This is a genomic window from Micromonospora sp. DT233 (genome assembly GCF_049841815.1).
Taxonomy (GTDB): domain Bacteria; phylum Actinomycetota; class Actinomycetes; order Mycobacteriales; family Micromonosporaceae; genus Micromonospora.
Window position 1 is genome coordinate 407,817 of sequence record NZ_JBNCLB010000002.1, and the last position, 22,608, is coordinate 430,424.

Genomic DNA, 22,608 nt, shown 5'->3' on the forward strand with positions numbered 1-22,608 from the left:
GCGCCAGGTCGGCTCAGGTGACGCGGTGGTCGAGCTCCCGCAGTGCGGCGACGACCGCCGCGGCGGCGGCCCGGGTGCCGCCGGCCGGGCTGCCCGCGCCCCGCAGCTGCACCGCCCCGGTCAGGTACGCATGCCGGACCGCCCGACGGATCGCCCCGGCCGCCTCGTGGTCGCCGAGATGGTCGAGCATCATGGCCGCCGCGAGGATCTGACCGGTCGGGTTGGCCCGATCCGTGCCGGCCAGGGTCGGCGCGCTGCCGTGCATCGGCTCGAAGTAGGCGTGCCGGTCACCGATGTTGGCGGCGGCGCAGAGGCCGAGGCCGCCGACCGTCGCGGCACCGACGTCGCTGAGGATGTCGCCGATGAAGTTCTCCATCACCAGCACGTCGAACTGCTCCGGCGCGGCGACGAGGTCGTGGCCGGCGGCGTCGGCGTAGCGGTGGTCGGCCTCGATGTCGGGGTACTGCCGGGCCACCTCGTCGAAGACGCTGCGGAAGAAGGCGTAGCTGCGCAGCACGTTGCTCTTGTCGACGCACGTCACCCGGCGGACACCGTCGGCCGGCGCGCCGCAGCGGGTACGCGCCAGCCGGAAGGCGTAGTGGACGACGCGCTCGACGCCCTCGCGGGTGACCAGCAGCTGGTCGACCCGGACCCGGTCGTTGCCGACGCCCAGCCCTCGGGAGGCGTACAGGCCCTCGGTGTTCTCCCGCACGATGACGTAGTCGATGCGCGGCTCGGCGGTCAGCTCGGTCACGGGCCGCACGTTGGCGTACGCGTTCAGGCCGGTGCGCAGGATGCCGCTGACCACACCGGCCTCGGTTCCGTCGGGATGCCGGACCTCCGGCAGCCCGACCGGCCCCTTCAGCACCGCGTCGTACTCGGTGCGCAGGCGTTCGAGGGTCGCCGGGGACATCGCGGCCCCGGTGCGCCGGAAGTGCACGGCGCCGGCCTCCTCCGGGTGGAACTCCCAGTCGGTGCCGGGGAGGGCCCGCAGCACCTGGACCGCGGCCTGCACGATCTCCGGGCCGATGCCGTCACCGGGGATGACCGCGATCCGCCGCCGGGTCATGCGGGCCGCCCGGAATCGCCGAGCCACCGCCTCCGCAGCACGTACGGGATGATCCCCGCGTGGCGGTACTGCGCCGCCTCCTGAGCCGTCTCCAGGCGGACCAGGACCTCGAAGACCCGCGTCTGCGCCTGCACCCGCAGGGTCGCCGGCCACGACTCTTCGGTGATCGCGTCGAGCCCACGGATGGTGATGGTCTCCGTGCCGGTCAGGCCGAGCGCGTCGACGGAGTCGCCCGGCCGGAACTGCAGGGGCAGCACGCCCATGCCGATCAGGTTCGCCCGGTGGATGCGCTCGAAGCTGCCGGCCAGCACGGCGCGCACGCCGAGCAGCCGGGTCCCCTTGGCGGCCCAGTCCCGCGACGACCCGGTCCCGTAGTGCAGGCCGGCGAGGACGACCAGCGGCACGCCGGCCGCGGCGTAGTGCTCCGCGGCGTCGTGGATCGGCAGGATCTCCCCGCTGAGCAGGTCGCGGGTCCAGCCGCCGGCGCGGTCCGCCAGCCGGTTGCGCAGCCGCCGGTTCGCGAACGTCGCCCGCACGGCGACCTCGTGGTTGCCCCGCCGGGAGCCGTACGAGTTGAAGTCGGGCACCGCGACGCCGTGGGCGCGCAGGTACCGGCCGGCGGGACTGTCGGGCGGGATCTGCCCGGAGGGGGTGATGTGATCGGTCGTGACGGTGTCACCCAACACGGCCAGCACGCGGGCGTCCACGATGTCCCGGGGGCCCGACGACGCCTCGCCCGCCTCGTCGGCGAAGGGCGATCGGCGCACGTAGCGCGAGTCCGGGTCCCAGGCGAAGAGCGCGCCGTCGCCGCGCGGCAGCCGCTGCCAGTGCGCGTCGCCGTCGCGGGCCGTCGCGGCGGCGGCCACGTAGTCCTGCGGGCGGACCGACCCGCCGACGACCCGCGCCACCTCGTCGGCGCTCGGCCAGAGATCGCGCAGGTACACCGGTCCGCCGTCCGGGCCGGTGCCGAGCGGCTCGCTGGTCAGGTCGATGTCCACCGTCCCGGCCAGCGCGTACGCCACGACCAGCGGCGGTGACGCGAGGAAGCTGTGGCTGACGTCCGGGTTGATCCGCCCTTCGAAGTTGCGGTTGCCCGACAGCACCGCGGCGAGCGGCTGCCGGCCCGGCTCGACGCCGGCGGCCAGCGGCCCGGAGTTGCCGATGCAGGTGGTGCACCCGAAGCCGACGAGGTGGAAGCCGAGCCGGTCGAGATGCTCGGTCAGCCCCGCGCGGTCGAGGTAGTCGACGACGACCGGGGAGCCGGGCGCCAGCGTCGTCTTCACCCACGGGTGGGGTCGCAGGCCGCGCCGGACAGCGTTGCGGGCGAGCAGGCCCGCGGCAACCATCAGGCCGGGATTGGCGGTGTTCGTGCAGGACGTGATGGCGGCGATCGCCACCGCGCCGTGCGGCAACCGGTCGTCGTCCCCGGCGGCGGGCAGGGTCTCCCGGACCCGGGACACCTCGACGAGGTCCTGCGGGCGGCTCGGCCCGGCGACCGACGGCCGGACGTCGCCGAGGTCGACGACGAGCTCCTCGGCGTACGCCAGGTGCCCGTCCGGCTCCGACCACAGGCCCGCGCCCCGCGCGTACGACTCGACCATCCGCACGTGCGACTCGGCGCGGCCGGTCAGCCGCAGGTAGCCCAGCGTCTGGTCGTCGATCGGGAAGTAGGCGCAGGTGGAGCCGAACTCGGGGCTCATGTTGGCGATGGTGGCCCGGTCCGGGACCGGCAGCCCGGCCAGTCCGGGGCCGTGGAACTCGACGAACGCGCCCACCGTGTCCCGGGTACGCAGCAGCCGGGTGAGGGTGAGTACCAGGTCGGTGGCCGTGCAGCCCTCCCGCAGCGCGCCGGTCAGCCGGACACCGATCACCCGGGGCAGGCGCAGGAACACCGGCTCGCCGAGCAGCGCCGCCTCCGCCTCGATCCCGCCGACCCCCCAGCCCAGGACGCCCAGCGCGTTGACCATCGTGGTGTGCGAGTCGGCGCCGAGCACGGTGTCCGGGAAGGTGACGCCGTCGCGGCTGGTGACCACCTCGGCCAACTGCTCGATGTTGACCTGGTGCACGATCCCGCCGCCGGGCGGCACCACGACGGTGTTCCGGAAGGCTTGCTGCACCCAGCGCAGGAAGCGGTACCGCTCGGCGTTGCGCCGGTGCTCCAGCTCCACGTTGCGTCGCCGGGCGCCGGGGTGCCCGAACTCCTCGACCACCAGCGAGTGGTCGACCACGATCTGCACCGGCACCAGGGGATTGACCTGCAACGGGTCGCCGCCCGCCGCCGCCACCGCGTCGCGCATCGCGGCCAGGTCCACGAACGCGGGGACCCCGGTGTAGTCCTGCAACAGCACTCGGGCGGGGAAGAAGGGGATCTCCAGGCCGGTCCGGCCGGTGCGGGCCGCCTCGAGGTGTCCCCGCTTCACCGCCGGGTGGCCGGCGTGCCGGAGCACGTTCTCACGCAGGACGCGCAGCGAGATCGGCAGCGGGTCGTCGATGCTCACCAGGTCTCCTCCAGGTCCGCCAGCAGGGCGTCGAGCTCGTCCGCCGACATCGTCGCGACCCGGTCCAGCCGCTCTTCGTCGAGCGAACGGGCCGCCGGGAACGCGACCTGATCCGGCGCGGCGGGCGTGCCACCCACCGTCGCCGCCAGCTCCGCCAGCGAGTCGGCCCCGATGATCTGCGCGACGGTGACCGGTCGTCCGAGCTCGTGGGAGATGCGGGCGGCCAGCACGGTGGCCAGCAACGAGTTGCCGCCGCTGTCGAGGAACCGGCTCCGCCGGTCCGGGCCGTCGGAGCGCAGCACCTGCGCCCACCTCGCCGCCACGTCGGCCTCGACGCCGGGGCGCGGGGGTTGGTGGTCCTCGTGCCCGCCCGGTGCCGGATCGGGCAGTGCCCGGCGGTCCACCTTTCCGGACGGGCCCAGCGGGATCCGGTCCACCACCACGAACGCCGCCGGGACCATGTAGCCGGGCAGTCGCTCGCGGGCGTGCGCGGTTACCGCCGCCACCAGGTCGTCGCGGTGCTGTCCCGGGGCGGGCAGCAGGTAGCCGACGAGGCGCTGATCCGCCTCGCCGCGCGACTTGAGCGCGACGACGGCCCGGCCCACCCCGGGGTGGGCCTGCAGGCACGTCTCCACCTCGCCCAGCTCGATGCGCTGCCCGCGCAGCTTCACCTGGTCGTCGAGGCGGCCCAGGTACTCGAAGGCCCCGTCGGGGCGGCGCAGCGCCCGGTCGCCGGTGCGGTACATCCGCTCCCCGGCGGGGCCGTACGGGTCGTCGAGGAACACCTCGGCGGTGAGGTCGGGGCGGCCGAGGTAGCCGCGCGCCACCGGAAGCCCGGCGATGACCAGCTCGCCCGGCTGACCGTCGGGCACCGGCCGCTGCCGGTCGTCGAGGACGTAGAGCCGGGCGTTGTCGATCGGCCAGCCGATGGGCACCGTGGGCGTCCCCGGCACGCACGTCCAGTGGCTGACCTCGATGGCCGCCTCGGTGGGGCCGTACAGGTTGGTCAGGGTGGCGTCGAGCCGTTCGAAGAACCTTTCCTGCAGGACCGGGCTGAGGGCCTCGCCACTGCAGTAGACGCGTCCCAGGGTGCGGCATTCCGCGACCAACGGGTGTTCCAGGAATGCGTAGAGCATGGACGGCACGAAATGCGCGACGGTGATGCCACTGGACTGCACCGTGCGGACCAGGTAGTCGGCGTCGCGGTGCCCGCCCGGTCGGGCGATCACCAGGGTCGCTCCGACGCACAACGGCCAGAACATCTCCCAGACGGAAACGTCGAAATAGATCGGCGTCTTCTGGAGGACCTTGTCGCCGACGCCCAGCGGATGATTGCGGATCATCCATTGCAGGCGGTTGACCACCGGGGCGTGCTCGGTCATCACGCCCTTGGGCCGGCCCGACGACCCGGAGGTGAAGATGACATAGATCAGGTCGTCCGGGCGGACCGGCACCGGGCCGTCCAGCGGCGCAAGGTCGTCGGCCATCCGGTCCACCCGCACCAGGCCGCCGGTCTCCTCGGCCGGCAGCACCCCGGCCCCGGTCGCCGTGGCGACGACCAGCGGCCGGCCGCACTGCCGCAGGACGTCGCCGAGCCGAGCCGGCGGCGCCTCGAGGTCCAGCGGGACGTACGCGCCGCCGGACTTGAGGATCCCCAGCAGCGCGACCATCATCGCCGGGGACCGCTCGCAGGCGACGCCGACCAGCGTGCCCGGGCCCACGCCCCGCTCGCGCAGCGACCGGGCCAGCCGGGACGCCTGCCGGTCGAGCTCGGCGTAGGTCGTGGTGGCGGACTCGAACTCCAGCGCCACCGCGTCGGGGCTCCGGGCCGCCTGGGCCTCGACGAGCTGGTGCAGCGCGCCGGTCACGTGAGCTCCCGGGTGAACTCGTCGCAGAGCCGCACGACCGTCGCGGGATCGAAGATCTCGGTCGCGTACACGCAGTCGATGCGCAGGCCGTCGGGCGCCTCGACGGCGTTGAACGTGAGGTCGAACTTCGCCTCGACGGTGGGCTGCTGCAACTGCTCGGTCTCCCACGCGTCCGGCGTGTTCTGTAGGGCCAGCATGACCTGGAAGATCGGGTGCGCGCCGAGGCTGCGGCGCGGGGCGAGGTCCTCGACCAGCATGGAGAAGGGCATTTCCTGGTGGGACAGCACGTCGACCATCAGCCGGTGCACCTGGCCCAGCAGCGCCGCCCCGGGTGCGGTGACCGTGATCGGCACCACCCCGACGGTGACGAAGTAGCCGATCACGTCCTGCAGGTCGGGGTGGGTCCGGTTGGCCATCGGCGTGCCGATCACCACGCGGTCCTGGCCACTGTGCCGCGAGAGCACCACCGCGAGGGCGGCCAGCAGCAGGCAGTAGAGCGTGGTGCCGCCGCGGCGGGCTCGCTCGTGCAGCGCGGAGAGCGTCCGTGGCGGGACGGTCCACACGTGCCGACCCCCCGCCTGGGTCGGCTCCGCGGGGCGGGGGCGATCGGTGGGCAGGGTGAGCGTCGGCGGCACCCCGCGCAGCAGGTCACGGTAGAACGCCAGGTGCGGCTGCCAGTCCTGGTCGGGCCGCCCGCGTTGCCAGGCCGCCCAGTCGTGGTAGGCGCAGGGCGCCGCAGGCAACGCCGGTGGCCGGCCGCACCGGGCCGCGTCCAGGGCGGCGCGCAGGTCCCGGATCAGCAGGTGCAGGGACCAGCCGTCGGCGATCAGGTGGTGCACGGTGATCAGTAGTCGTTGCCGGCCGGCCGGCAGGTCGAGCAGGCGTACCCGGATCAGCGGGCCGCGCTCCAGGTCGACCGGCGTGGTCGCGTGCCGGTGGCCGAGCTCGGCGGCGGCCGCGTCCGCCTCGCCCGGCGGCAGGGCGCTCAGGTCGCTGTGCGGCACCGGCACGGCCATCGTGGTGTGGATCCGCTGCACCGGCTCGAAGGTCAGCCCGTCGAAGCCGAACGTGGTACGCAGGCTCGGGTGGTGCGCCACCACGGCGGAGAACGCCCGGCGGACGTCAGCCGGGTCGTAGCGCTGGGGCAACGGCAGCGTCAGCGGCACGAGATATGCCGTTGTGTGCGGCAACAATTGCTGGATGAACCATATCCCTCGTTGCTGCAGAGACATCGGAAAGGCCCGGAAACGGCCATTGCGCGCACGCAATAGCTGACTCACCCGTTCCCGCCGAACGTCCCGCAGCTGGAAAGCGTCAACCATTTCCCGCCTCTCCTGCCACGCCGCCCAGCGTCGGTCGCCCCACAGAGCTTGTCAAGCGTTTCCCCGATGAACGTCGTCAATCAGTGGTCTGAACTGGGCATGTTTCAGGCAGGTTAACTGATCAAGAGCGGGGAAACTTCGCGTTAACTCCCGGGCGAGTTGACATGGCCCCACGGATAGATGATCCTCAATCGCAGGTGCCCGCATTTGGTCAGGGGGAGTGAATGTCGGTCGATGTCGTCATGGGTCCGGGCAGCATCCATGCCCTTCCCGCCGTCGTCGCCCGGTGCGCCCCGCGACCCGAGGCGGCCCCGCGCACCGCCGTGGTGACCGGCGCGGGATTCGACGACCGCCCGTGGGCCGCCGACGTGCGCCGCGCGCTCCGCGACCTCACGCCGGCCTGGTTCGTCCAGCGTGGTGAGGTGCACCCCGCCGGCGTCGCGGCCCTGGCCCGGCAGCTGCGCGACTGCGGCGCCACGGTCGTCGTGGCCATCGGCGGCGGCTCCGTGCTGGACGCCACGAAGGCCGCCGTGGCGCTCACCGGCGCACCCGCCGTCGACGCCGACGCCGTGGTCGCGGCCTGCACCGGCCGAGCCACACCGCCGACGCCCGTCCGCGTGGTGGCCGTGCCCACCACCCCCGGCACCGGCGCGGAGGTCACCCCGTTCGCCACCGTCTGGCAGCGCGACCACCACCGCAAGCTCTCGCTCACCTCGGTCCGGCCGGCGGCGGCCCTGCTCGACCCCGACCTGCTGCGCGGCCTGACCGCCGCCCAGTGCGCCGGTGGCCTGCTGGACACCGTGAGCCAGGGCGCCGAGGCGGCCTGGTCGGTACGGGCCACGGCGGAGTCCACGGCGTGGGGGCTCGCCGCGGTGACGCTCGCCGGGTCGCTGCTGGAACGGCTCGACGCCGGCGCACCGGACGCCGCGACCCGGATGGTCCTGCAGTCCGCCGGGCACCTCTCCGGGCGGGCCATCGCGCTGGCTCCCACCACCTCGGTGCACGCGCTGTCGTACCCGCTGACACTGCGCGCCGGGCTGGCGCACGGACACGCCTGCGGCGTCACGTTCGGCCGGATGCTGCGCTTCAACGCCGCCGTCGAAGACGACGACTGCTCCGACCCGCGCGGACCCGACCGGGTGCGCGACGTCGTGGCCCGGATCGTGGCCGCGCTCGGGGCGGCCGACGCGGCCGACGCGGAGAAGCGCCTCGAGGTCTTCCTCCAACGGCACGGCCTGGCCACCCTCGACCAGGTCCCCTACTCCCCCGAACAGCTGGCCCGTGAGGCGCTCGCCTACCCGCGCTGCGCCGACAACCCACGGAGGCTCGACCTGCCCGGACTCGTGCGTCGGCTCGACAGCCGCCGGAACGCGGAGGAACCATGCCGGTAGACCCGTTCAAGCTCAACCACTGGATCAACGCCCGCAAGCTGACGCCGGCGTTGCTGGCGCGCAACGCCGCCGTGCCCCTGGCGGACGTCCAGGCGATGCTCGACGGACGCCCGGCCGCCGACGAGATCGTCGCCTCGGTGACCGCGGCACTGCGCGTCTCGGCGGCGCAGCTGGAGACCAGCGGCACCGCCGGGCTGACCGTGCAGTGGCAGTCGGCCGACGAGCTGTACGCCAGCCGCCGCCCGATCCAACGCGACGGCATCCACTTCTACAACTACTACACGATGGCCGCGCCGCACGGCCGTGTCGCACCCGTCATCCTGGACATCCTCTGCCCCGCCGACCGCCTCCCCGCCCTGAACAAGGGCCACCTGGAGCCGGCCATCACCGTCAACCTCGGGCCGGGCGACATCCACGGCCGCTGGGGAACGGAGCTGAACCCGGACACCTGGCAGACGATCGCGGCGAACACCGGAGCGGACTCCTGGATCACCGGCGAGTCCTACGTCGAGCCCTCGTACTGCCCGCACACGTACTCACTGGCGGGCGCCGAGCCGGCCCGCATCGTGTCGTACACCGGGCACGCCAACCTCGGCGCGCTGATCGACGACCTGAACCTGTGGGCGGATCCGGCGTTCGACCGGTTCACCAAGCTCATCGAGTCGGGGCTGCCCCCGGCCGCGATGGCCGGGCTGCTGCTCGGCGCCCGCGGCTACGACGAGGCCAGCGCCGCCGCAGCGATCGGCGTGAGCGAGGCCGACCTGGCCGCCGCGCTCGCCGATCCCACCGGCAACCCGGGCCTGCTGCGCGAGCTGGGCGCCGCCCTCGGGCTGGACTACCGGCTGCTGCTGCCGCCGGCCCGGCGGCACGACCCGGTGGGCAAGACCTATCGGAGCCTGGCCGAGACCCGCGCCTCCGCCCGTGACTTCCTCGGCTACCGGGTCGCCTCGACCGCCAGCGCGCCGCACCTGCCCGACCTGGTCGGCCTCTTCGTCCAGGTGAGCGGCGATTCCGGTGGTGAGATGGCGGAGCCGGCCGAGACGCACTACCTGATCGTCGACGGCGAGCTGACGCTGGAATGGACCGACCAGGACGGGTATTCGCGTACCGCCACCTCCGGGCCGGACGGCTCGGCCTGGGTGGCCCCGTTCGTCGCGCACCGCTGGAGCGGGCAGGGCGCCGTGCTCAAGCTCAGCTCCGGGATGCACGTCGGCCTGGTCGACTTGGTCGAGTTGAGCAACACGTACGACCCGGCGACCACCATCGGGCGGGCCCGGCGCGACCTGCACGGCTGGGGATACGACTCGTGACGGCGCCGCGCGTGGTCTACACCGACCCGGCCTGGGCCCTCGACGACGCGGGCGTCTTCGACGCCGCCCGCGCCCACGTGGAGCGGGAGGTGTTCGGCGCGCAGGTCGCACTCGGCTTCGTGCCCCACGACGACGGCTACGCCACCGACGAACGCCTGCTCGACGCCGTGCGCGGCGCCGACGGTCTGGTGATCTACCGCTGCCGGGTGACACCGGAGCTGCTCGACGCGGCCGGACCGGGGTGCCGCGTCGTCGCCCGCAGCGGAGTGGGCATCGACAACCTCAACGCCGAGCTGCTGCGCAGCCGGGGCGTCTGCGGCTTCAACGTGCCCGACTACTGCGGCGACGAGGTGAGCACCCACACCCTCGCCCTGCTGCTCGCGCTGGAACGCCACGTCACCGTCCAGGACCGGCTGGTCCGGGCCGGCCGGTGGGGAATCCACCGGGGCGGCGTGCCGCGCCGCACCTCGGCCCGGGACGTGGGCATCGTCGGCTTCGGCCGGATCGGCCGGGCCACCTCCCGCAAGCTGCAGGCGTTCTACCGGCGGGTCTACGCCTACGACCCGTTCGTGCCGGCGGACGTGCCGGCCGGCCACGGCGTCACGGCGGTGGCGAGTCTCGCCGAGCTGTTCAGCGTCGCGGACGCGGTCGTCGTGCACGCCGATCTCAACCCGGAGACCGACCACCTGATCGACGCCGCCGTGCTGGCCCACGCCCGCCCGGCGGCGATCCTGGTCAACACCGCGCGTGGCCGCCTGGTGGACCCCGAGGCGGTGCTCACCGCGCTCGAGTCGGGCCGGCTCGGCGGCTTCGGATCCGACGTGTTCTCCCCCGAGGACCCCAACGCCAGCCCGGTCACCCGCAAGCTGCTCGGCCGCGACGACGTGGTGGTCAGCTCACACCGGGCCTTCCTCTCGGTGGAATCCGAGCTCAGTCTCCGGCGTCGGGTGGCGGCCGGGGTCCGCTCGCTGCTGGTCGACGGCGAGCCGCCGGCACAGGGCCGGGTGGCGTAAGAGGGCAACGACGCCCGCACGTCGATACCACCGCCGCAATGACCGTTCATGTGACGTTTTGAAGTGGAGGTTCTGGTGTCCTACTCCGATGCTGCTGGCGTGGCGGAACCGTCGGCCGGCGCGCGCCTGCGCCAATTGCTCACCTACGGCACCAGCACCCAGCTCATGGGCGTGCACGACGGCATGAGCACCCGGATCGCCAGCGCCGAGGGCTTCGCGGCGCTGTGGGCCTCCGGCCTGTGCATGTCGACCGCGCTCGGGGTGCGCGACAGCGACGAGGCGTCGTGGAACCAGCTGGTCGCGCTCGTCGGCACGATGACCCAGGCCGCCGACCGGCCGATCCTGGTCGACGGCGACACCGGTTACGGCAACTTCAACACCGCCCGGCGCTTCGTACGGGCCACCGAGGCGGTCGGCGCGGCCGGGGTCTGCCTGGAGGACAAGGTCTTCCCGAAGATGAACTCGTTCTTCGGCGACGCGCACCGCCTCGCGCCGGTGGGCGAGTTCTGCGGCAAGCTGATGGCCTGCCGCGACGGGCTCAGCGACCCGGCCTTCATGCTGGTGGCGCGCACCGAGACGCTGATCGCCGGCGGCACGGTCGCCGAGGCGCTGGACCGTGCCGCGGCGTACGCCGACGCCGGCGCCGACGCGATCTTCATCCACTCCCGCAAGACCAACGTCGGGGAGATCGCGGACTTCTGCCGGCAATGGGGCGAACGACGCCCGGTGATCATCGCCCCGACCACCTACCACCGCACCGACATGACGGCCTTCCGGGACCTCGGCATCGCCGGCGTGATCTGGGCCAACCACGGCATGCGGGCCGCCTACGCGGCGATCCGGGACACCTGCCGCACGGTGCTGGCCGAGGAGAGCGTCAGCGGCATCGAGGACCGCATCGCCCCGCTGAAGGAGATCTTCTCGCTCTACCAGTACGAGGACCTGGAGCGCGAGGAGCAGCGGTACGGGCACTGGGACCCCAGCGTGCCGCGCGACGCCGGGGCTGCGGCCCGGTGATCCCGTCGACGACCGTCCTCGAAGGGCTGATCGACCGCGGCATCACGCTGGTCAGCGGGGTGCCCTGCTCGTACCTGACGCCGGTGATCAACCAGGCGATCAGCGACCCCCGGGTCTGCTACCTGGCCGCCACCCAGGAGGGTGAGGCCGTGGCCGTCGCCGCCGGGGCGTGGCTGGGCGGCGGCCTCGGCTGCGCGATCGGCCAGAACTCGGGCCTCGGGAACATGGTCAACCCCCTGACGTCGCTGCTCCACCCGGCGTCGATACCGGCGCTGCTGCTGGTGACGTGGCGCGGCGAACCCGGGCACCGCGACGAGCCGCAGCACGCGTTGATGGGCCGGACCACCACCGACCTGCTCGACCTGATGGAAGTCCCGTGGGATCTGCTGCCCACCGACTCGCTGCGGCTGTCCCGGGTCCTCGACTCGGCCTGGCGGCACCTTCAGACGGGGCGGCGGCCGTACGCCATCGTCATGCAGAAGGACACCGTCGCCCAGGCGGAGCTGCACGAGAGCCCGGCCCCGGAGCCCGTGGCCACCCTGCTGCGGTCGTCGCAGCCGCCGCAGCGGCCGGCCCGGGCGGAGGTGTTGAGCGCCCTGCTGGCCACCGCGCCGGCCGACGCGGCACTGATCTCGGCCACCGGATACACCAGCCGGGAGCTGTACGCGCTCGACGACCGCGCGTCCAACTTCTACCTGGTCGGTGCGATGGGTTCGGCGGCGGCACTCGGCGTGGGCGTCGCCACCCGGACGACGCGGCCGATCATCGTGATCGACGGGGACGGCGCGGTGCTGATGCGGCTGGGCAGCCTCGCCACCGTGGGCCGGTACGGCCGGGCCGGACTGGTGCACCTGGTGCTGGACAACGGGCAGCACGAGTCCACCGGCGGGCAGGCCACCGGCTCCGGTGGCGTCGACATCGCCGCCGTCGCCGCCGCCTGCGGCTACCGCCACGTGTACACCTGCTCCTCCGTACCGGAACTGGTCGACCTCCTGCCGGCGGCGCTCGCCGGCGGCGGGCCCGCCCTCATCCACCTGCCCATCCGGGCCGGGGCCCTGGACGGGCTGGGACGTCCCACGGTGACCCCGGCGGAGGTGGCCCAGCGCTTCCGCTCGTTCGTCACCGCCCCGGTCGGCGCGGAGCCGATGACGGCGGGGGAACGGCGATGAGCCGCTACCCGGTCGCGGTGATCCACGGTCGTTTCCAGCCGCTGCACTGGGGGCACCTGGAGTACCTGCTGGCCGGTGCCGAGCGCGCGGAGCTGCTGGTCGTCGGCATCACCAACCCGGACCCGACGCTGGTCGCGCTCGAAGAGACCGACCCGCAGCGCGGGCGGCCCGAGTCCAACCCGTTCACTTACTACGAGCGCTACCTGATGGTGGAGGGCGCGCTGCGCGACGCGGGAGTCGCCCCCGAACGGGTGCGGATCGTGCCGTTTCCGCACAGCTTCCCCGAGCGGCTGGCCCACTACGCGCCCCGCAACGCCGTCTACCTGCTCACCGTCTACGACGAGTGGGGCGACACCAAGGTGGACCGCTTCCAGCGGCTGGGCCTGACCACCGAGGTGATGTGGCGGCGCACCGACAAGCCGATCAGCGGTTCCCGGGTCCGGGCCGCGATCGCCGCCGGACAGGACTGGACCGACCTGGTGCCACCCGCCGTGGCCCGGGTGATCAAGGAGGCTCATCATGGCTGACGGGCGCATCGTCATCATCGCGCTCTGCGGCGGCGCCGACCGGCCGATCGGCGCGCTCGGCGGTCGGACACCGTTCGAGGCGGCCGCCACGCCGCACCTGGACGACGTCGCGCGGCGGGGCGTCAGCGGGCTGCTCGAGGTGATCGCCCCCGACGTGCCGCCGGAGTCGGACTCCGGCACGATGGCGCTGCTCGGCTACGACCCGGTGCGCCACTACACCGGCCGGGGCCCGCTGGAGGGGCTCGGCATGGGCTTCTGGTCCGCCGGGGGCACTCCGGTGGCGTTCCGGATCAACTTCGCCAGTTGGAACCCGCAGACCGGCCAGCTCGACCGGCGTACCTCCCGGGACCTGACCGACGCCGACCTCGCGGTCCTGGTGGCGGAGATCGTCGCCGACGTCCGGCTGGGCGACGGGGTGCGCTTCGAGCTGACCGGCTTCGGCCGGCACCGGGGCATCCTGGCCTTCTCCAGCAGCGGTCTCCCGCTCTCCGGTCGGGTGAGCAACACCGACCCGGGATTCAGCAACGTCGGGGCGTTCGGCATCCCGGTCAAGACGCCGGAGAACCACCCGCTGCCCAGCCGCGCCCTGGTGGACGACCCGGCCGCGCACCGCACCGCGGCGGTGGTCAACGAGTTCGTCGCGGCCAGCGCGGAGGTGCTGCAACGCAGCGAGGTGAACCGACGCCGCGCGGCGCAGGGCCGGCGGCCGGCGAACCTGCTGCTGATCCGCGACGGCGGGGACACGCTGCCCACGCTGGCCCCGTTCGCCGGCGGCTCGCTGCGGATGTACGGGCAGGTCCCGGCCGAACGCGGGCTGGCCTCGCTCATCGGCGCCGACTTCGTGACCGCCCGGACCGGGCCGGGGCAGACGGACGTCGAGTTCTACGCCGAGCTGGTGCCGCGCCTGCTGGCCGACCCCAGCGACGTGGTCTTCGCCCACCTCAAGGGGCCGGACGAGCCGGGACACGACGGGCAGCCGGAGGCCAAGACCGCCGCGATCGAGGAGATCGACGAGCACGTGGTCGGCCCGTTGGTCGCGGGCCTCGGAGCGGCCGACACGCTGGTGGTCACCTGCGACCACGCCACCCCGTGCGAGCTGGGCATCCACTCCCCGGACCGGGTGCCGACCGTGGTGGCCGGCCCCGGGGTGCCGGTGGACGACGTCGTCTCGTTCGGCGAGCGCGACGCCCGCCGCGGCGGGCTGCCGGCCCGCCGGGCCAGCGAGCTGATGCCCTGGCTGACCGCCGCCCGCGCCGCCGACCTGCGGGTGGGCTGATGCGAGTCACCGGGATCCGGATGCGCGGCATCCTCGACTCGCGGGCGGAGGCGACCGTCGAGGCGGAGGTGACGCTCGCGGGCGGCGCGCGCGGGCGGGGCTCGTGCCCACGGGCCATCGCGCCGGGCCGCCGGGAACGCCCGATCGGCGGCCCTCCCGCGCTGGGACCGCTGCCCGCGCCGGCCGCGCGGCTGCACGCCGCCGTCGGTCCGGCGGACACCCAGGCCGAGGTGGACGCCCGGCTCGCCGACGACCTGCCGGCCGCCGGGGTCTCGGCGGTGCTCGCGGTGTCGGTCGCGTACGCCCGGGCCCGGGCCGAGGCGGCGGGCGTGCCGCTCTGGCGCTACCTGGCCGACCTGGCCGGCACCGAACCGGGGATCCCCCGGCTGCTGGTCAACGTCTTCTCCGGCGGCATCCACGCGGCCGGGGCGGCCCGGGGCTACCAGCAGGTGATGGTGGTGCCCCGGACCGGCTCGCTCGGCTCCGACATCGAGGCCGCCTGCCGCGTCTGGGCGGCGGCGGCCAGCGCGGCGCGGCAGCGCTTCGGCGAGCCGGGGCTCTCCGCGTCCAGCGGGCTGATGGTGCCGCTGGACAGCGCGGGGCAGCTCGAACTGCTCACCGAGGTCATCGCCGGCGTCGGGCTGACCGGAGCGGTGCGGGTCGGGGTGGACGTCGCCGCCGAGCACCTCTACGACGGCGCCGCGTACCGCCTCGGCGACCGGACGCTGAGCGCCGCCGCGCTCACCGAGGTGTTGTGCCAGCAGGTCGGCCGGCACGACATCGAGTACCTGGAGGACCCGTTCGACTCCGGCGACGAGGCGTCCTGGCGCGCGTTGCCGGATCGCCTGCCGGCGTCGACCCGGGTGGTCGGCGACGACCTGTTCGCCACGGACGTCGACCGGATCACCTCGGGCCTGGCGGGCGTGATCCTGCTCAAGCCGAGCCAGATCGGCACGGTCAGCGGGGTGCTCGCCGCCGCCGCGCGGGCGCGCGAGGCCGGCATGGCGATCTCCGTCTCGCACCGCTCCGGGGAGACCGACGACACGGTGATCTGCGACCTCGCCACCGCGTTCGGCGCCGATCTGATCAAGGTCGGCGGACCGCGGCGCGGCGACCGGCTCGCCAAATACAACCAACTCCTGCGTCTGGCCGAAGAAGTCCCGACCCCGTCACCCGCACCGACCCGAGGAGAGGCAGCATGACCACCCACGCGCACCGCTTCCGCGAGCTGATGAACGCCCCCGAGATCCTGGTCGTACCCAGCGCGTACGACGCCCTGTCCGCCAAGGTGATCGAGCAGACGGGCTTCCAGGCCGTACACATGACCGGGTCCGGCACGTCGGCCAGCATGCTCGGCATGCCCGACCTCGGTTTCACCACCACCACCGAGATGGCGTGGAACGCCAAGAACATCACGATGGCCGTCGACCTGCCGGTGATCATGGACATCGACGCCGGCTACGGCAACGCGATGAACACCTGGCGCTGCGTGCGGGAGTTCGAGCGGGCCGGCATCGTGGGCGGTCACCTGGAGGACCAGGTGGTGCCGAAGCGCTGCGGGCACCTCGAGGGCAAGCGGCTGATCAGCACCGAGGAGATGATCGGCAAGATCGAGGCGGCCGTCGAGGCCAAGACCGATCCCGACTGGGTGTTGATCGCGCGGACCGACGCCCGCGAGAAGCTGGGCCTGGACGAGGCGATCCGGCGCTCCCGCGAGTACGTGGCGGCAGGCGCGGACTGCATCTTCCTGGAGGCGATGCTCAGCCCCGACGAAATGAAGATCGTCCGGGACTCCATCGACGCGCCCCTGCTGGCCAACATGGTGGAGGGCGGCAAGACCCCCTGGCTGACGGCCAAGGAGTTGGAGGCGATCGGCTACAACCTGGCGATCTATCCGCTCTCCGGGTGGCTGGCGGCCACGTCGATCCTGCGCAAGATGTTCGCCGAACTGCGCGACACCGGCACCACGCAGGACTTCTGGGACAAGTACGGCCTGCGGATGAGCTTCGACGAGCTGTTCGAGGTCTTCGACTACTCCCGGATCTCGGAGCTGGAGTCCCGTTTCGTCGTGCGCACGGACGACGAGTGACATGTTCGTCGACGGAGTCCTGAAGGCGGCGGGCGACCTGCGGCCGGTCCACGATCGGTGGACCGGCGCCGTCCTGGGTTCGGTGGCGCTCGACTCGGCGGCGGACGTGGACCACGCGGTCAGGTCCGTCGCCGGGCGGCGGCGCACGCTCCCCGCCGAGCAGCGCTCCCGGATCCTCGGCCGCTGCGCGGAGCTGCTCCGCGAACGCTCGGACGAGTTCGCCGCGCGCAGCACCGCGGAGTCCGGGGTGTGCCGGCGGGAGACCACCCGCGAGGTGGCCCGCGCCTGCGCCAACCTCGAGGTGGCGGCGGCGGAGGCGGTGCGGCTGCGGGGCGAGACGATCCCCGTGCCCGGGGCGGCCCGCCTCGCGGTGACGGTGCCCGAGCCGGTCGGGGTGGTCGCCGCCATCACGCCGTTCAACCGGCCGCTGAACCAGGTGGTGGTCAAGCTGGCACCGGCCATCGCCGCAGGGTGCGCCGTGGTGCTCAAGCCCTCCGAGCGGACGCCCCTGACCGCCCTGGCCTTCGCCGAGCTGCTCCTGGCGGCGGGCCTGCCGGCGGAGCTGCTGGCGGTGGTCACCGGCGACCCGCGCACGGTCGGGCCGGCGCTCGCCGGCCATCCGCTGGTCGACATGGTCACGTTCACCGGATCGGTGCCGGCCGGCCGCGCGGTCGCCGCCGCCGCGGCGGGCCGCAAGCTGCTCCTGGAACTGGGGGGCAACGACCCGCTCATCGTGCTCGACGACGCCGACCTGGACCGCGCCGCGACCCTGGCCGCCGACGGCGCCTTCGCCACCTCGGGACAGTCGTGTCGCGGGATCAAGCGGGTGATCGTCACCGAGGCGGTGGCGGACGAGTTCGTACCCCGGCTGGTCGCCGCGGCGGCGGCGAAACGCTGCGGCGACCCGCACGACCCGGCGACCGACCTGGGTCCGCTCATCGACGAGGCGGCGGCGGCCGGGGTGCTGGACCGCGTGCACGCCGCCGTGGCCGCCGGGGCCGACCTGCTGCTCGGCGGCACGCGCAAGGAGGCGTTGGTGCCACCGACGGTGCTCGACCGGGTCCCGGCCGACGCCGTACTGGTCAGGGAGGAGACCTTCGGGCCGGTCGCCCCGGTGATCCGGGTCCGGGACGCCGACGAGGCCGTCGCGGTGGCGAACTCGACCGCCTACGGGTTGCAGGCCGGCGTGCTGACCGGCGACAGCGACCTCTTCTGGCGCATCGCCGCTCGCCTGCGGGTGGGTGCGGTGAATTTGGGCGAGGGACCCCAGTACGACTCGCCGCACATTCCCTTCGGTGGCGTGAAGGCCAGCGGCTACGGCCGCGAGGGGATGCGGTACGCGATCCACGAAATGAGCGTCACCAAGACCATGACCGTGCCGTATGGGGGGTGAACGATGATTGACTGCCTGGTCATCGGCTATCACGAGACCGAGGTCTCCGGCGACGAGCTGGAGTTGGCTCTCGCCGAGACCGAATACATCCCCGCGCCGGTGCGCAGCCTGCGCCGGACCAACGTGGGCGTGCACGGCACCTACCGTCCGTACCTCGACGCGTTGAGCGCCCTGCGCGACCCGGAGCCCGAGGGCGGCATCTGGACGGTGGCGGAACTGCCCAGCCTGGGCACCCTGTACCTGGTGAACTACCTGCGCCGGCGGGGGCACCCGGCGGAGTTCGTCAACTGCTTCACCTACGAGAAGGACCGGCTCGCCGAGCTGCTGGCGCAGCAGCCGGCCTCGGTGGCCATCACGACCACCTTCTACATGATGCCGGGGCCGGTCATCGAGATCATCGACTTCGTCCGGCAGCACGCCCCGACGGTGCCGATCATCGTGGGCGGCCCGCTGGTCGACAACCAGTGCCGCGCGGGTGACACGGCGAAGCTGCAACGCTTCTTCGACCGTACGGGCGCCGACGTGTACGTGTGGGAGTCGCAGGGCGAGGCGACCCTGCTCGCGGCCGTGGACGCCCTGACCGCCGGCACCGAGCTCTCCGAGGTGTCGAACCTGTTCCTGCGCGACGATGCCGGCACCTGGACGCTGACCCGCCGTCGGCCGGAGGCGAACGTCCTCGACGAGTGCTCGATGGAGTGGTCGGCGTTCGACCCGCACCGGCTGGGGCCCACGGTGTCGACCCGTACCGCGCGCAGTTGCGCCTTCGAGTGCGCGTTCTGCGACTACCCGGAACGGGCCGGCAAGCTCACGCTGGCCACCATCGACACGGTGGAACGGGAGCTGGAGGCCCTGGCGGCGATGGGCGTCACCCGGGTGGCGTTCATCGACGACACGTTCAACGTGCCGATGCGTCGGTTCAAGGAACTCTGCAAGATGATGGTCCGGCGCGACTTCGGCATCGAGTGGTTTTCCTACTTCCGGTGCGGGCACGCCAAGGAGCCGGGGGTCTACGACCTGATGTACGACGCCGGCTGCCGGGGCGTGCTGCTGGGCATCGAGTCGGCCGACGACCGGGTGCTGCGCAACATGGACAAGCGGGCCACCGTGGACGACTACCGGTTCGGCATCGAGCAGCTGCGCAAGCGGGACATCTTCACCCACGCCTCGTTCGTCGTCGGCTTCCCCGGCGAGAGCGAGGAGACAGTGCAGAACACCATCAACTTCCTCAACGACACCGGCCCGGACACCTTCGCCGTCAACCACTGGTACTACCTGCACGCCACCCCGATCCACGTCCGGGCCCCGCAGTTCGGCCTCACCGGCTCCGGCTACAACTGGTCGCATCACACGATGAACTCCGACCAGGCGCTCGACGCGGCCGACCACATCTTCGCGTCGGTGCGCGAGGCGGCCTGGATGCCGGTCAACGGCCTGGACTTCTGGGGCGTGCCCTACCTGCTCGGCAAGGGGATGACCCCGGGCCAGATCACCGAGTTCCTGCGCCTGGCCAAGGCGCTCACCCCGGCCACCCGGGTCGCGCCCGGCGTCACCGCCGCGTCGGTCGCCGAGGCGGAGCAGCGCTTCGCGCGTTTCTGCGCGGAGCTGCCGCTGGCCCCGTCGGCCTACCACCGCAACGAATCCTGAGGAGGCACGCATGGCGACGTTGGTGAACCCCGACCAGCCGGAGTACTTCCCGGCGGTGTTCCCGCGCGAGGACTTCCCCCGGTACGACTGGACCGAGCGCCCGGCCAGCCTGCCCGACGACGTGTGGATCTCCGAGACCACCCACCGCGACGGCCAGCAGGGCGGCCTGCCGCTCGACACCCCGACCAGCATCGAGATCTACGACCTGCTGTGTCAGGTGACCGGCACGTCCGGGGCGATCCGGCAGGCGGAGTTCTTCCCGTACCGGCGCTCCGACCGCGACGCGCTGGAGTACGCGATCGACCGGCACAAGGGCGGCGCCCCGCTGGAGCCCACCACGTGGATCCGTGGCCGCCGGGCCGACGTGCTGCTGATCAAGGACCTGAACATCACCGAGACGGGGCTGCTCAGCTCCACGTCGGACTTTCACACCTACCACAAGTTCGCCTCCGGCGACCGGGCCAAGGCGGCCGCCATGTACCTCGAGGCGGTGGAGATCGCGCTGGACCACGGCATCCGGCCCAGGGTCCACTACGAGGACACCACCCGGTCGGACCCGGGCTACGTCGAGTGGCTGACCGAGCAGGTGCTGACGTTGGCGCAGCGGTACCCGGCCACGCTGGCGCCCCGGTTCCGGATCTGCGACACGCTCGGCATCGGCCTGCCGTTCGAGGACGTGGCGTTGCCCCGCAGCGTGCCGCGCTGGATCCGGCTGATGCGCGGCCTGGGGCTGGCCGCCAACCAGATCGAGATCCACCCGCACAACGACACCGGGCTGGCGCTGGCCAACTGCCTGGCGGCCATCCGCGCGGGGTGCGGCGTCATCAGCGGGTGCTGCCTGGGCGTGGGGGAACGCACCGGCAACGCCCCGGTCGAGGCGGCGATGGTGCACCTGCTGGGGATGGGCTTCTGGGACACCCGGCAGGTGGACCTACGCCAGGTCAATCGGCTCGCCGAGCTCTACACCGGGCTCGGCGTCGGCCCCTCGGCGAAGTACCCGATCTTCGGCCGGGACGCGTTCGTCACCCGGGCCGGCATCCACGCGGACGGGCTGAACAAGTTCTGGTGGATGTACACCCCGTTCAACGCCCCCGACCTGGTCGGCCGGCCACTGGAGGTGGCCCTGACCAAGGACTCCGGGCAGGCTGGGGTGCTGTTCCTGCTCAAGCAGCACCTCGGCGTGGACTGCGTGAAGGACGACCCGAGGGTGCTGCGCATCAACGCGTGGCTCGACGAGCAGTTCGACGGCGGCCGGGTCTCCCCGGTGGAGTGGCCCGAACTGCTGCCCGTGGTGGCCGAGGTGTTTCCGGAGGCGAAGGCATGACGCATTGTCCCGTGATCGACGCCTTCGAGGCCGTCGTCGACGCCGGACCGGACCGGGCCGCGATCGTGGCGCGGGACCGGGTGGTCAGCTACGCCGAGCTGGACGGCCGGGCGAACTGGGTGGCCGGCCTGGTGCTGGCGCAGCCCGGCGGCCCGGCCGACCCGGTGGTGCTCAGCCTCACCGACCCGGTGGAGATGATCGCGGCGCAGCTCGGCGTGCTCAAGGCCGGGCGTCCCTTCGTCGTGGTCAACCCGCACTTCCCGGCCGAGCGGCGGCGCGAGATGCGGCAACTCCTCGGCGCGACGACGGTGCTGTGCGACGCGGCGGCGCAGCCGCAGGACGGCCTGCCGGTCACCGGGGGGCACACCGCGGCCCGACCGGCCGGCGCCGCCGGCCCGGACGACCTCGCGTACGTGCTGTTCACCTCCGGTTCGACCGGCGTCCCGAAGGCCGTCGCGCAGACCCGCGGCGACATGTCGCAGAACGTGCGCCGGCACGCGCCGATGGGTCTGGGCCCCACCGACCGGGTCTCGCTGGTCAGCGCGGACGGCGTGGTGAGCGCCGTGTCGAACCTGGTGATCGGCCTGCTCAACGGGGCGGCCGTGGTGCCGTACTCGTTCCGGCACGACGGCGTGCACGGCATGCCGGAGTGGCTGGCCGACGCGAAGGTCACCATGTTCTACGGTTTTCCGTCCTTCCTGCGCCAGTTGGCGAAGGTGGCCCCCACCGGCTCGGTGCCCACGGTCCGCCTGGCCTACGTCGGCGGTGAACCGGTGCTGGGCACGGACTTCGCGGCGCTGGGGCGGCTCTTCCCGAACGCCGTCCGCGCCACCGGGCTCAACTCCACCGAGACCGGCCTGACCCGGCTGTTCCAGCTGCCGCCGGGCGCGTCGACGCCGGAGCGGATCCCCCTGGGCGACCCGGTCGACGGGGTGGGCGTCCGCATCGACGAGGACGGCCGGATCGTGATTCGCAGCCGGTTCGTCAAGCCCCGGTTGTGGGGCCGGGACGCGCTGGTGGACCTGACCGTGCCCGGCGCGGACGGGGTGCCCGAATTCGTCACGGGCGACCGGGGCGAGTTGAGCGCCGAGGGTGTCCTGTTCCACCGGGGGCGCAGCGACGCGATGGTCAAGATTCGAGGCTTCCGGGTCGAGCCCTCGGAGGTCGAGGACGCCATCGCCAAGCTCGACGGGGTCACCGAGGTCGGTGTCTGCGCCTATCCGGGCGAGGACGGCGAGCTCGAGCTGGCCGCGGTCCTGACCACGGACCAGGCGTCGATGGACCCGCCGACGGTGCGGGCCCGCGCGGCGGACCTGCTGCCGCAGCCGATGGTGCCGACCACGGTGCTGATCCGGGAGACGCTGCCGCACACGACCAACGGCAAGCTGGACCGCAAGGCCCTCGCGGCGCTGGTCGCCACGGCGCGGACCACCGCGCCGCAGGTGCCGGCCGCGTCCGGCGGCGGCGACACCTATGGGCGGCTGCGGGAGATCTGGTGCCGGGTGCTGCGGACCGACCGGATCGGCGCGGACGACGACTTCTTCGACCTCGGTGGGACGTCCATCTCGGCCCTCGGGGTGATCTCCCGGGTGCGCAAGGAGTTCGGTGTGCCGGTGCGCCTCGCGGTGATGTTCGAGGAGCCGACCCTGAGCGCCCTGACCAGGGCGGTGGACGAGCTGGGCGGGAGCCGATGAGCCC

Annotated in this window: 17 protein-coding genes; 13 read left to right on the forward strand and 4 right to left on the reverse strand. The window is 73.1% G+C overall.

Translation table 11 applies throughout. The annotated features are described in order from the left end of the window. Positions 1-13: 13 nt before the first annotated feature. Genes ACLQ2V_RS06030 through ACLQ2V_RS06045 form a run of 4 tightly spaced genes read right to left on the reverse strand, consistent with a single transcriptional unit; the run spans position 14 to position 6,757 of the window. Positions 14-1,069, reverse strand: coding sequence for an isocitrate/isopropylmalate dehydrogenase family protein (locus ACLQ2V_RS06030; RefSeq protein WP_425717356.1), 1,056 nt, complete (start codon positions 1,067-1,069; stop codon positions 14-16). Beyond that, positions 1,066-3,567, reverse strand: coding sequence for an aconitate hydratase AcnA (gene acnA, locus ACLQ2V_RS06035; protein WP_425717357.1), 2,502 nt, complete (start codon positions 3,565-3,567; stop codon positions 1,066-1,068). The genes ACLQ2V_RS06030 and acnA overlap by 4 nt, the downstream gene beginning before the upstream one ends. Further along, positions 3,564-5,435 (reverse strand): amino acid adenylation domain-containing protein, encoded by a 1,872-nt coding sequence (locus tag ACLQ2V_RS06040; protein WP_425717358.1) that lies wholly within the window; start codon positions 5,433-5,435, stop codon positions 3,564-3,566. The genes acnA and ACLQ2V_RS06040 overlap by 4 nt, the downstream gene beginning before the upstream one ends. Next, positions 5,432-6,757: a condensation domain-containing protein gene (locus ACLQ2V_RS06045; RefSeq protein WP_425717359.1), complete on the reverse strand. Its 1,326-nt coding sequence runs from the start codon at positions 6,755-6,757 to the stop codon at positions 5,432-5,434. The genes ACLQ2V_RS06040 and ACLQ2V_RS06045 overlap by 4 nt, the downstream gene beginning before the upstream one ends. Before the next feature lie 224 nt (positions 6,758-6,981). On the opposite strand from ACLQ2V_RS06045, the gene ACLQ2V_RS06050 reads away from it, so the two are divergent. From ACLQ2V_RS06050 to ACLQ2V_RS06110, 13 genes are all read left to right on the forward strand, one after another. Next, positions 6,982-8,148, forward strand: a complete 1,167-nt coding sequence (locus ACLQ2V_RS06050) for an iron-containing alcohol dehydrogenase (protein WP_425717360.1) — start codon at positions 6,982-6,984, stop codon at positions 8,146-8,148. Then, positions 8,139-9,458, forward strand: a complete 1,320-nt coding sequence (locus ACLQ2V_RS06055; RefSeq protein ID WP_425717361.1) for a histidine kinase — start codon at positions 8,139-8,141, stop codon at positions 9,456-9,458. The genes ACLQ2V_RS06050 and ACLQ2V_RS06055 overlap by 10 nt, the downstream gene beginning before the upstream one ends. Further along, positions 9,455-10,471 (forward strand): C-terminal binding protein, encoded by a 1,017-nt coding sequence (locus ACLQ2V_RS06060; protein ID WP_425717362.1) that lies wholly within the window; start codon positions 9,455-9,457, stop codon positions 10,469-10,471. Before ACLQ2V_RS06055 ends, ACLQ2V_RS06060 begins: the two co-directional genes overlap by 4 nt. Positions 10,472-10,570: 99 nt before the next feature. Then, on the forward strand, positions 10,571-11,488 hold the full coding sequence (gene aepX / locus ACLQ2V_RS06065) for a phosphoenolpyruvate mutase (protein WP_425717363.1): 918 nt from the start codon (positions 10,571-10,573) through the stop codon (positions 11,486-11,488). Next, positions 11,485-12,657 carry a phosphonopyruvate decarboxylase gene (gene aepY, locus ACLQ2V_RS06070; RefSeq protein WP_425717364.1) on the forward strand — a complete coding sequence of 391 codons (1,173 nt, stop codon included), beginning with the start codon at positions 11,485-11,487 and terminating at the stop codon, positions 12,655-12,657. Before aepX ends, aepY begins: the two co-directional genes overlap by 4 nt. Continuing rightward, on the forward strand, positions 12,654-13,184 hold the full coding sequence (locus tag ACLQ2V_RS06075) for an adenylyltransferase/cytidyltransferase family protein (RefSeq protein WP_425717365.1): 531 nt from the start codon (positions 12,654-12,656) through the stop codon (positions 13,182-13,184). The genes aepY and ACLQ2V_RS06075 overlap by 4 nt, the downstream gene beginning before the upstream one ends. After that, the gene (locus tag ACLQ2V_RS06080; protein WP_425717366.1) at positions 13,177-14,460 is read left to right on the forward strand and encodes a CMP-5'-phosphonoformate--3-phosphoglycerate phosphonoformyl transferase; all 1,284 of its coding nucleotides are present in this window, start codon (positions 13,177-13,179) and stop codon (positions 14,458-14,460) included. The genes ACLQ2V_RS06075 and ACLQ2V_RS06080 overlap by 8 nt, the downstream gene beginning before the upstream one ends. Beyond that, the gene (locus tag ACLQ2V_RS06085; RefSeq protein WP_425717367.1) at positions 14,460-15,662 is read left to right on the forward strand and encodes a hypothetical protein; all 1,203 of its coding nucleotides are present in this window, start codon (positions 14,460-14,462) and stop codon (positions 15,660-15,662) included. The genes ACLQ2V_RS06080 and ACLQ2V_RS06085 overlap by 1 nt, the downstream gene beginning before the upstream one ends. Further along, positions 15,659-16,549, forward strand: coding sequence for a carboxyvinyl-carboxyphosphonate phosphorylmutase (gene bcpA, locus ACLQ2V_RS06090; RefSeq protein WP_425717368.1), 891 nt, complete (start codon positions 15,659-15,661; stop codon positions 16,547-16,549). Before ACLQ2V_RS06085 ends, bcpA begins: the two co-directional genes overlap by 4 nt. A 1-nt stretch (position 16,550) precedes the next feature. Beyond that, a complete protein-coding gene (locus tag ACLQ2V_RS06095) occupies positions 16,551-17,942 on the forward strand; it encodes an aldehyde dehydrogenase family protein (protein ID WP_425717369.1) in 1,392 nt (463 codons plus the stop codon). A gap of 3 nt (positions 17,943-17,945) precedes the next feature. Beyond that, positions 17,946-19,586 (forward strand): PhpK family radical SAM P-methyltransferase, encoded by a 1,641-nt coding sequence (locus ACLQ2V_RS06100; protein ID WP_425717370.1) that lies wholly within the window; start codon positions 17,946-17,948, stop codon positions 19,584-19,586. A gap of 10 nt (positions 19,587-19,596) precedes the next feature. Continuing rightward, positions 19,597-20,910, forward strand: coding sequence for a hypothetical protein (locus tag ACLQ2V_RS06105; protein ID WP_425717371.1), 1,314 nt, complete (start codon positions 19,597-19,599; stop codon positions 20,908-20,910). After that, positions 20,907-22,604 carry a non-ribosomal peptide synthetase gene (locus tag ACLQ2V_RS06110; RefSeq protein WP_425717372.1) on the forward strand — a complete coding sequence of 566 codons (1,698 nt, stop codon included), beginning with the start codon at positions 20,907-20,909 and terminating at the stop codon, positions 22,602-22,604. The genes ACLQ2V_RS06105 and ACLQ2V_RS06110 overlap by 4 nt, the downstream gene beginning before the upstream one ends. Positions 22,605-22,608 lie beyond the last annotated feature (4 nt).

Coding starts and splice junctions, on each gene's coding strand:
- ACLQ2V_RS06030 (WP_425717356.1), bottom strand. CDS start 1,069: ATGACCCGGCGGCGGATCGCGGTCATCCCCGGTGACGGCATCGGCCCG.
- ACLQ2V_RS06045 (WP_425717359.1), bottom strand. CDS start 6,757: ATGGTTGACGCTTTCCAGCTGCGGGACGTTCGGCGGGAACGGGTGAGT.
- ACLQ2V_RS06050 (WP_425717360.1), top strand. CDS start 6,982: ATGTCGGTCGATGTCGTCATGGGTCCGGGCAGCATCCATGCCCTTCCC.
- ACLQ2V_RS06055 (WP_425717361.1), top strand. CDS start 8,139: ATGCCGGTAGACCCGTTCAAGCTCAACCACTGGATCAACGCCCGCAAG.
- ACLQ2V_RS06075 (WP_425717365.1), top strand. CDS start 12,654: ATGAGCCGCTACCCGGTCGCGGTGATCCACGGTCGTTTCCAGCCGCTG.
- ACLQ2V_RS06080 (WP_425717366.1), top strand. CDS start 13,177: ATGGCTGACGGGCGCATCGTCATCATCGCGCTCTGCGGCGGCGCCGAC.
- ACLQ2V_RS06085 (WP_425717367.1), top strand. CDS start 14,460: ATGCGAGTCACCGGGATCCGGATGCGCGGCATCCTCGACTCGCGGGCG.
- bcpA (WP_425717368.1), top strand. CDS start 15,659: ATGACCACCCACGCGCACCGCTTCCGCGAGCTGATGAACGCCCCCGAG.
- ACLQ2V_RS06095 (WP_425717369.1), top strand. CDS start 16,551: ATGTTCGTCGACGGAGTCCTGAAGGCGGCGGGCGACCTGCGGCCGGTC.
- ACLQ2V_RS06100 (WP_425717370.1), top strand. CDS start 17,946: ATGATTGACTGCCTGGTCATCGGCTATCACGAGACCGAGGTCTCCGGC.
- ACLQ2V_RS06105 (WP_425717371.1), top strand. CDS start 19,597: ATGGCGACGTTGGTGAACCCCGACCAGCCGGAGTACTTCCCGGCGGTG.
- ACLQ2V_RS06110 (WP_425717372.1), top strand. CDS start 20,907: ATGACGCATTGTCCCGTGATCGACGCCTTCGAGGCCGTCGTCGACGCC.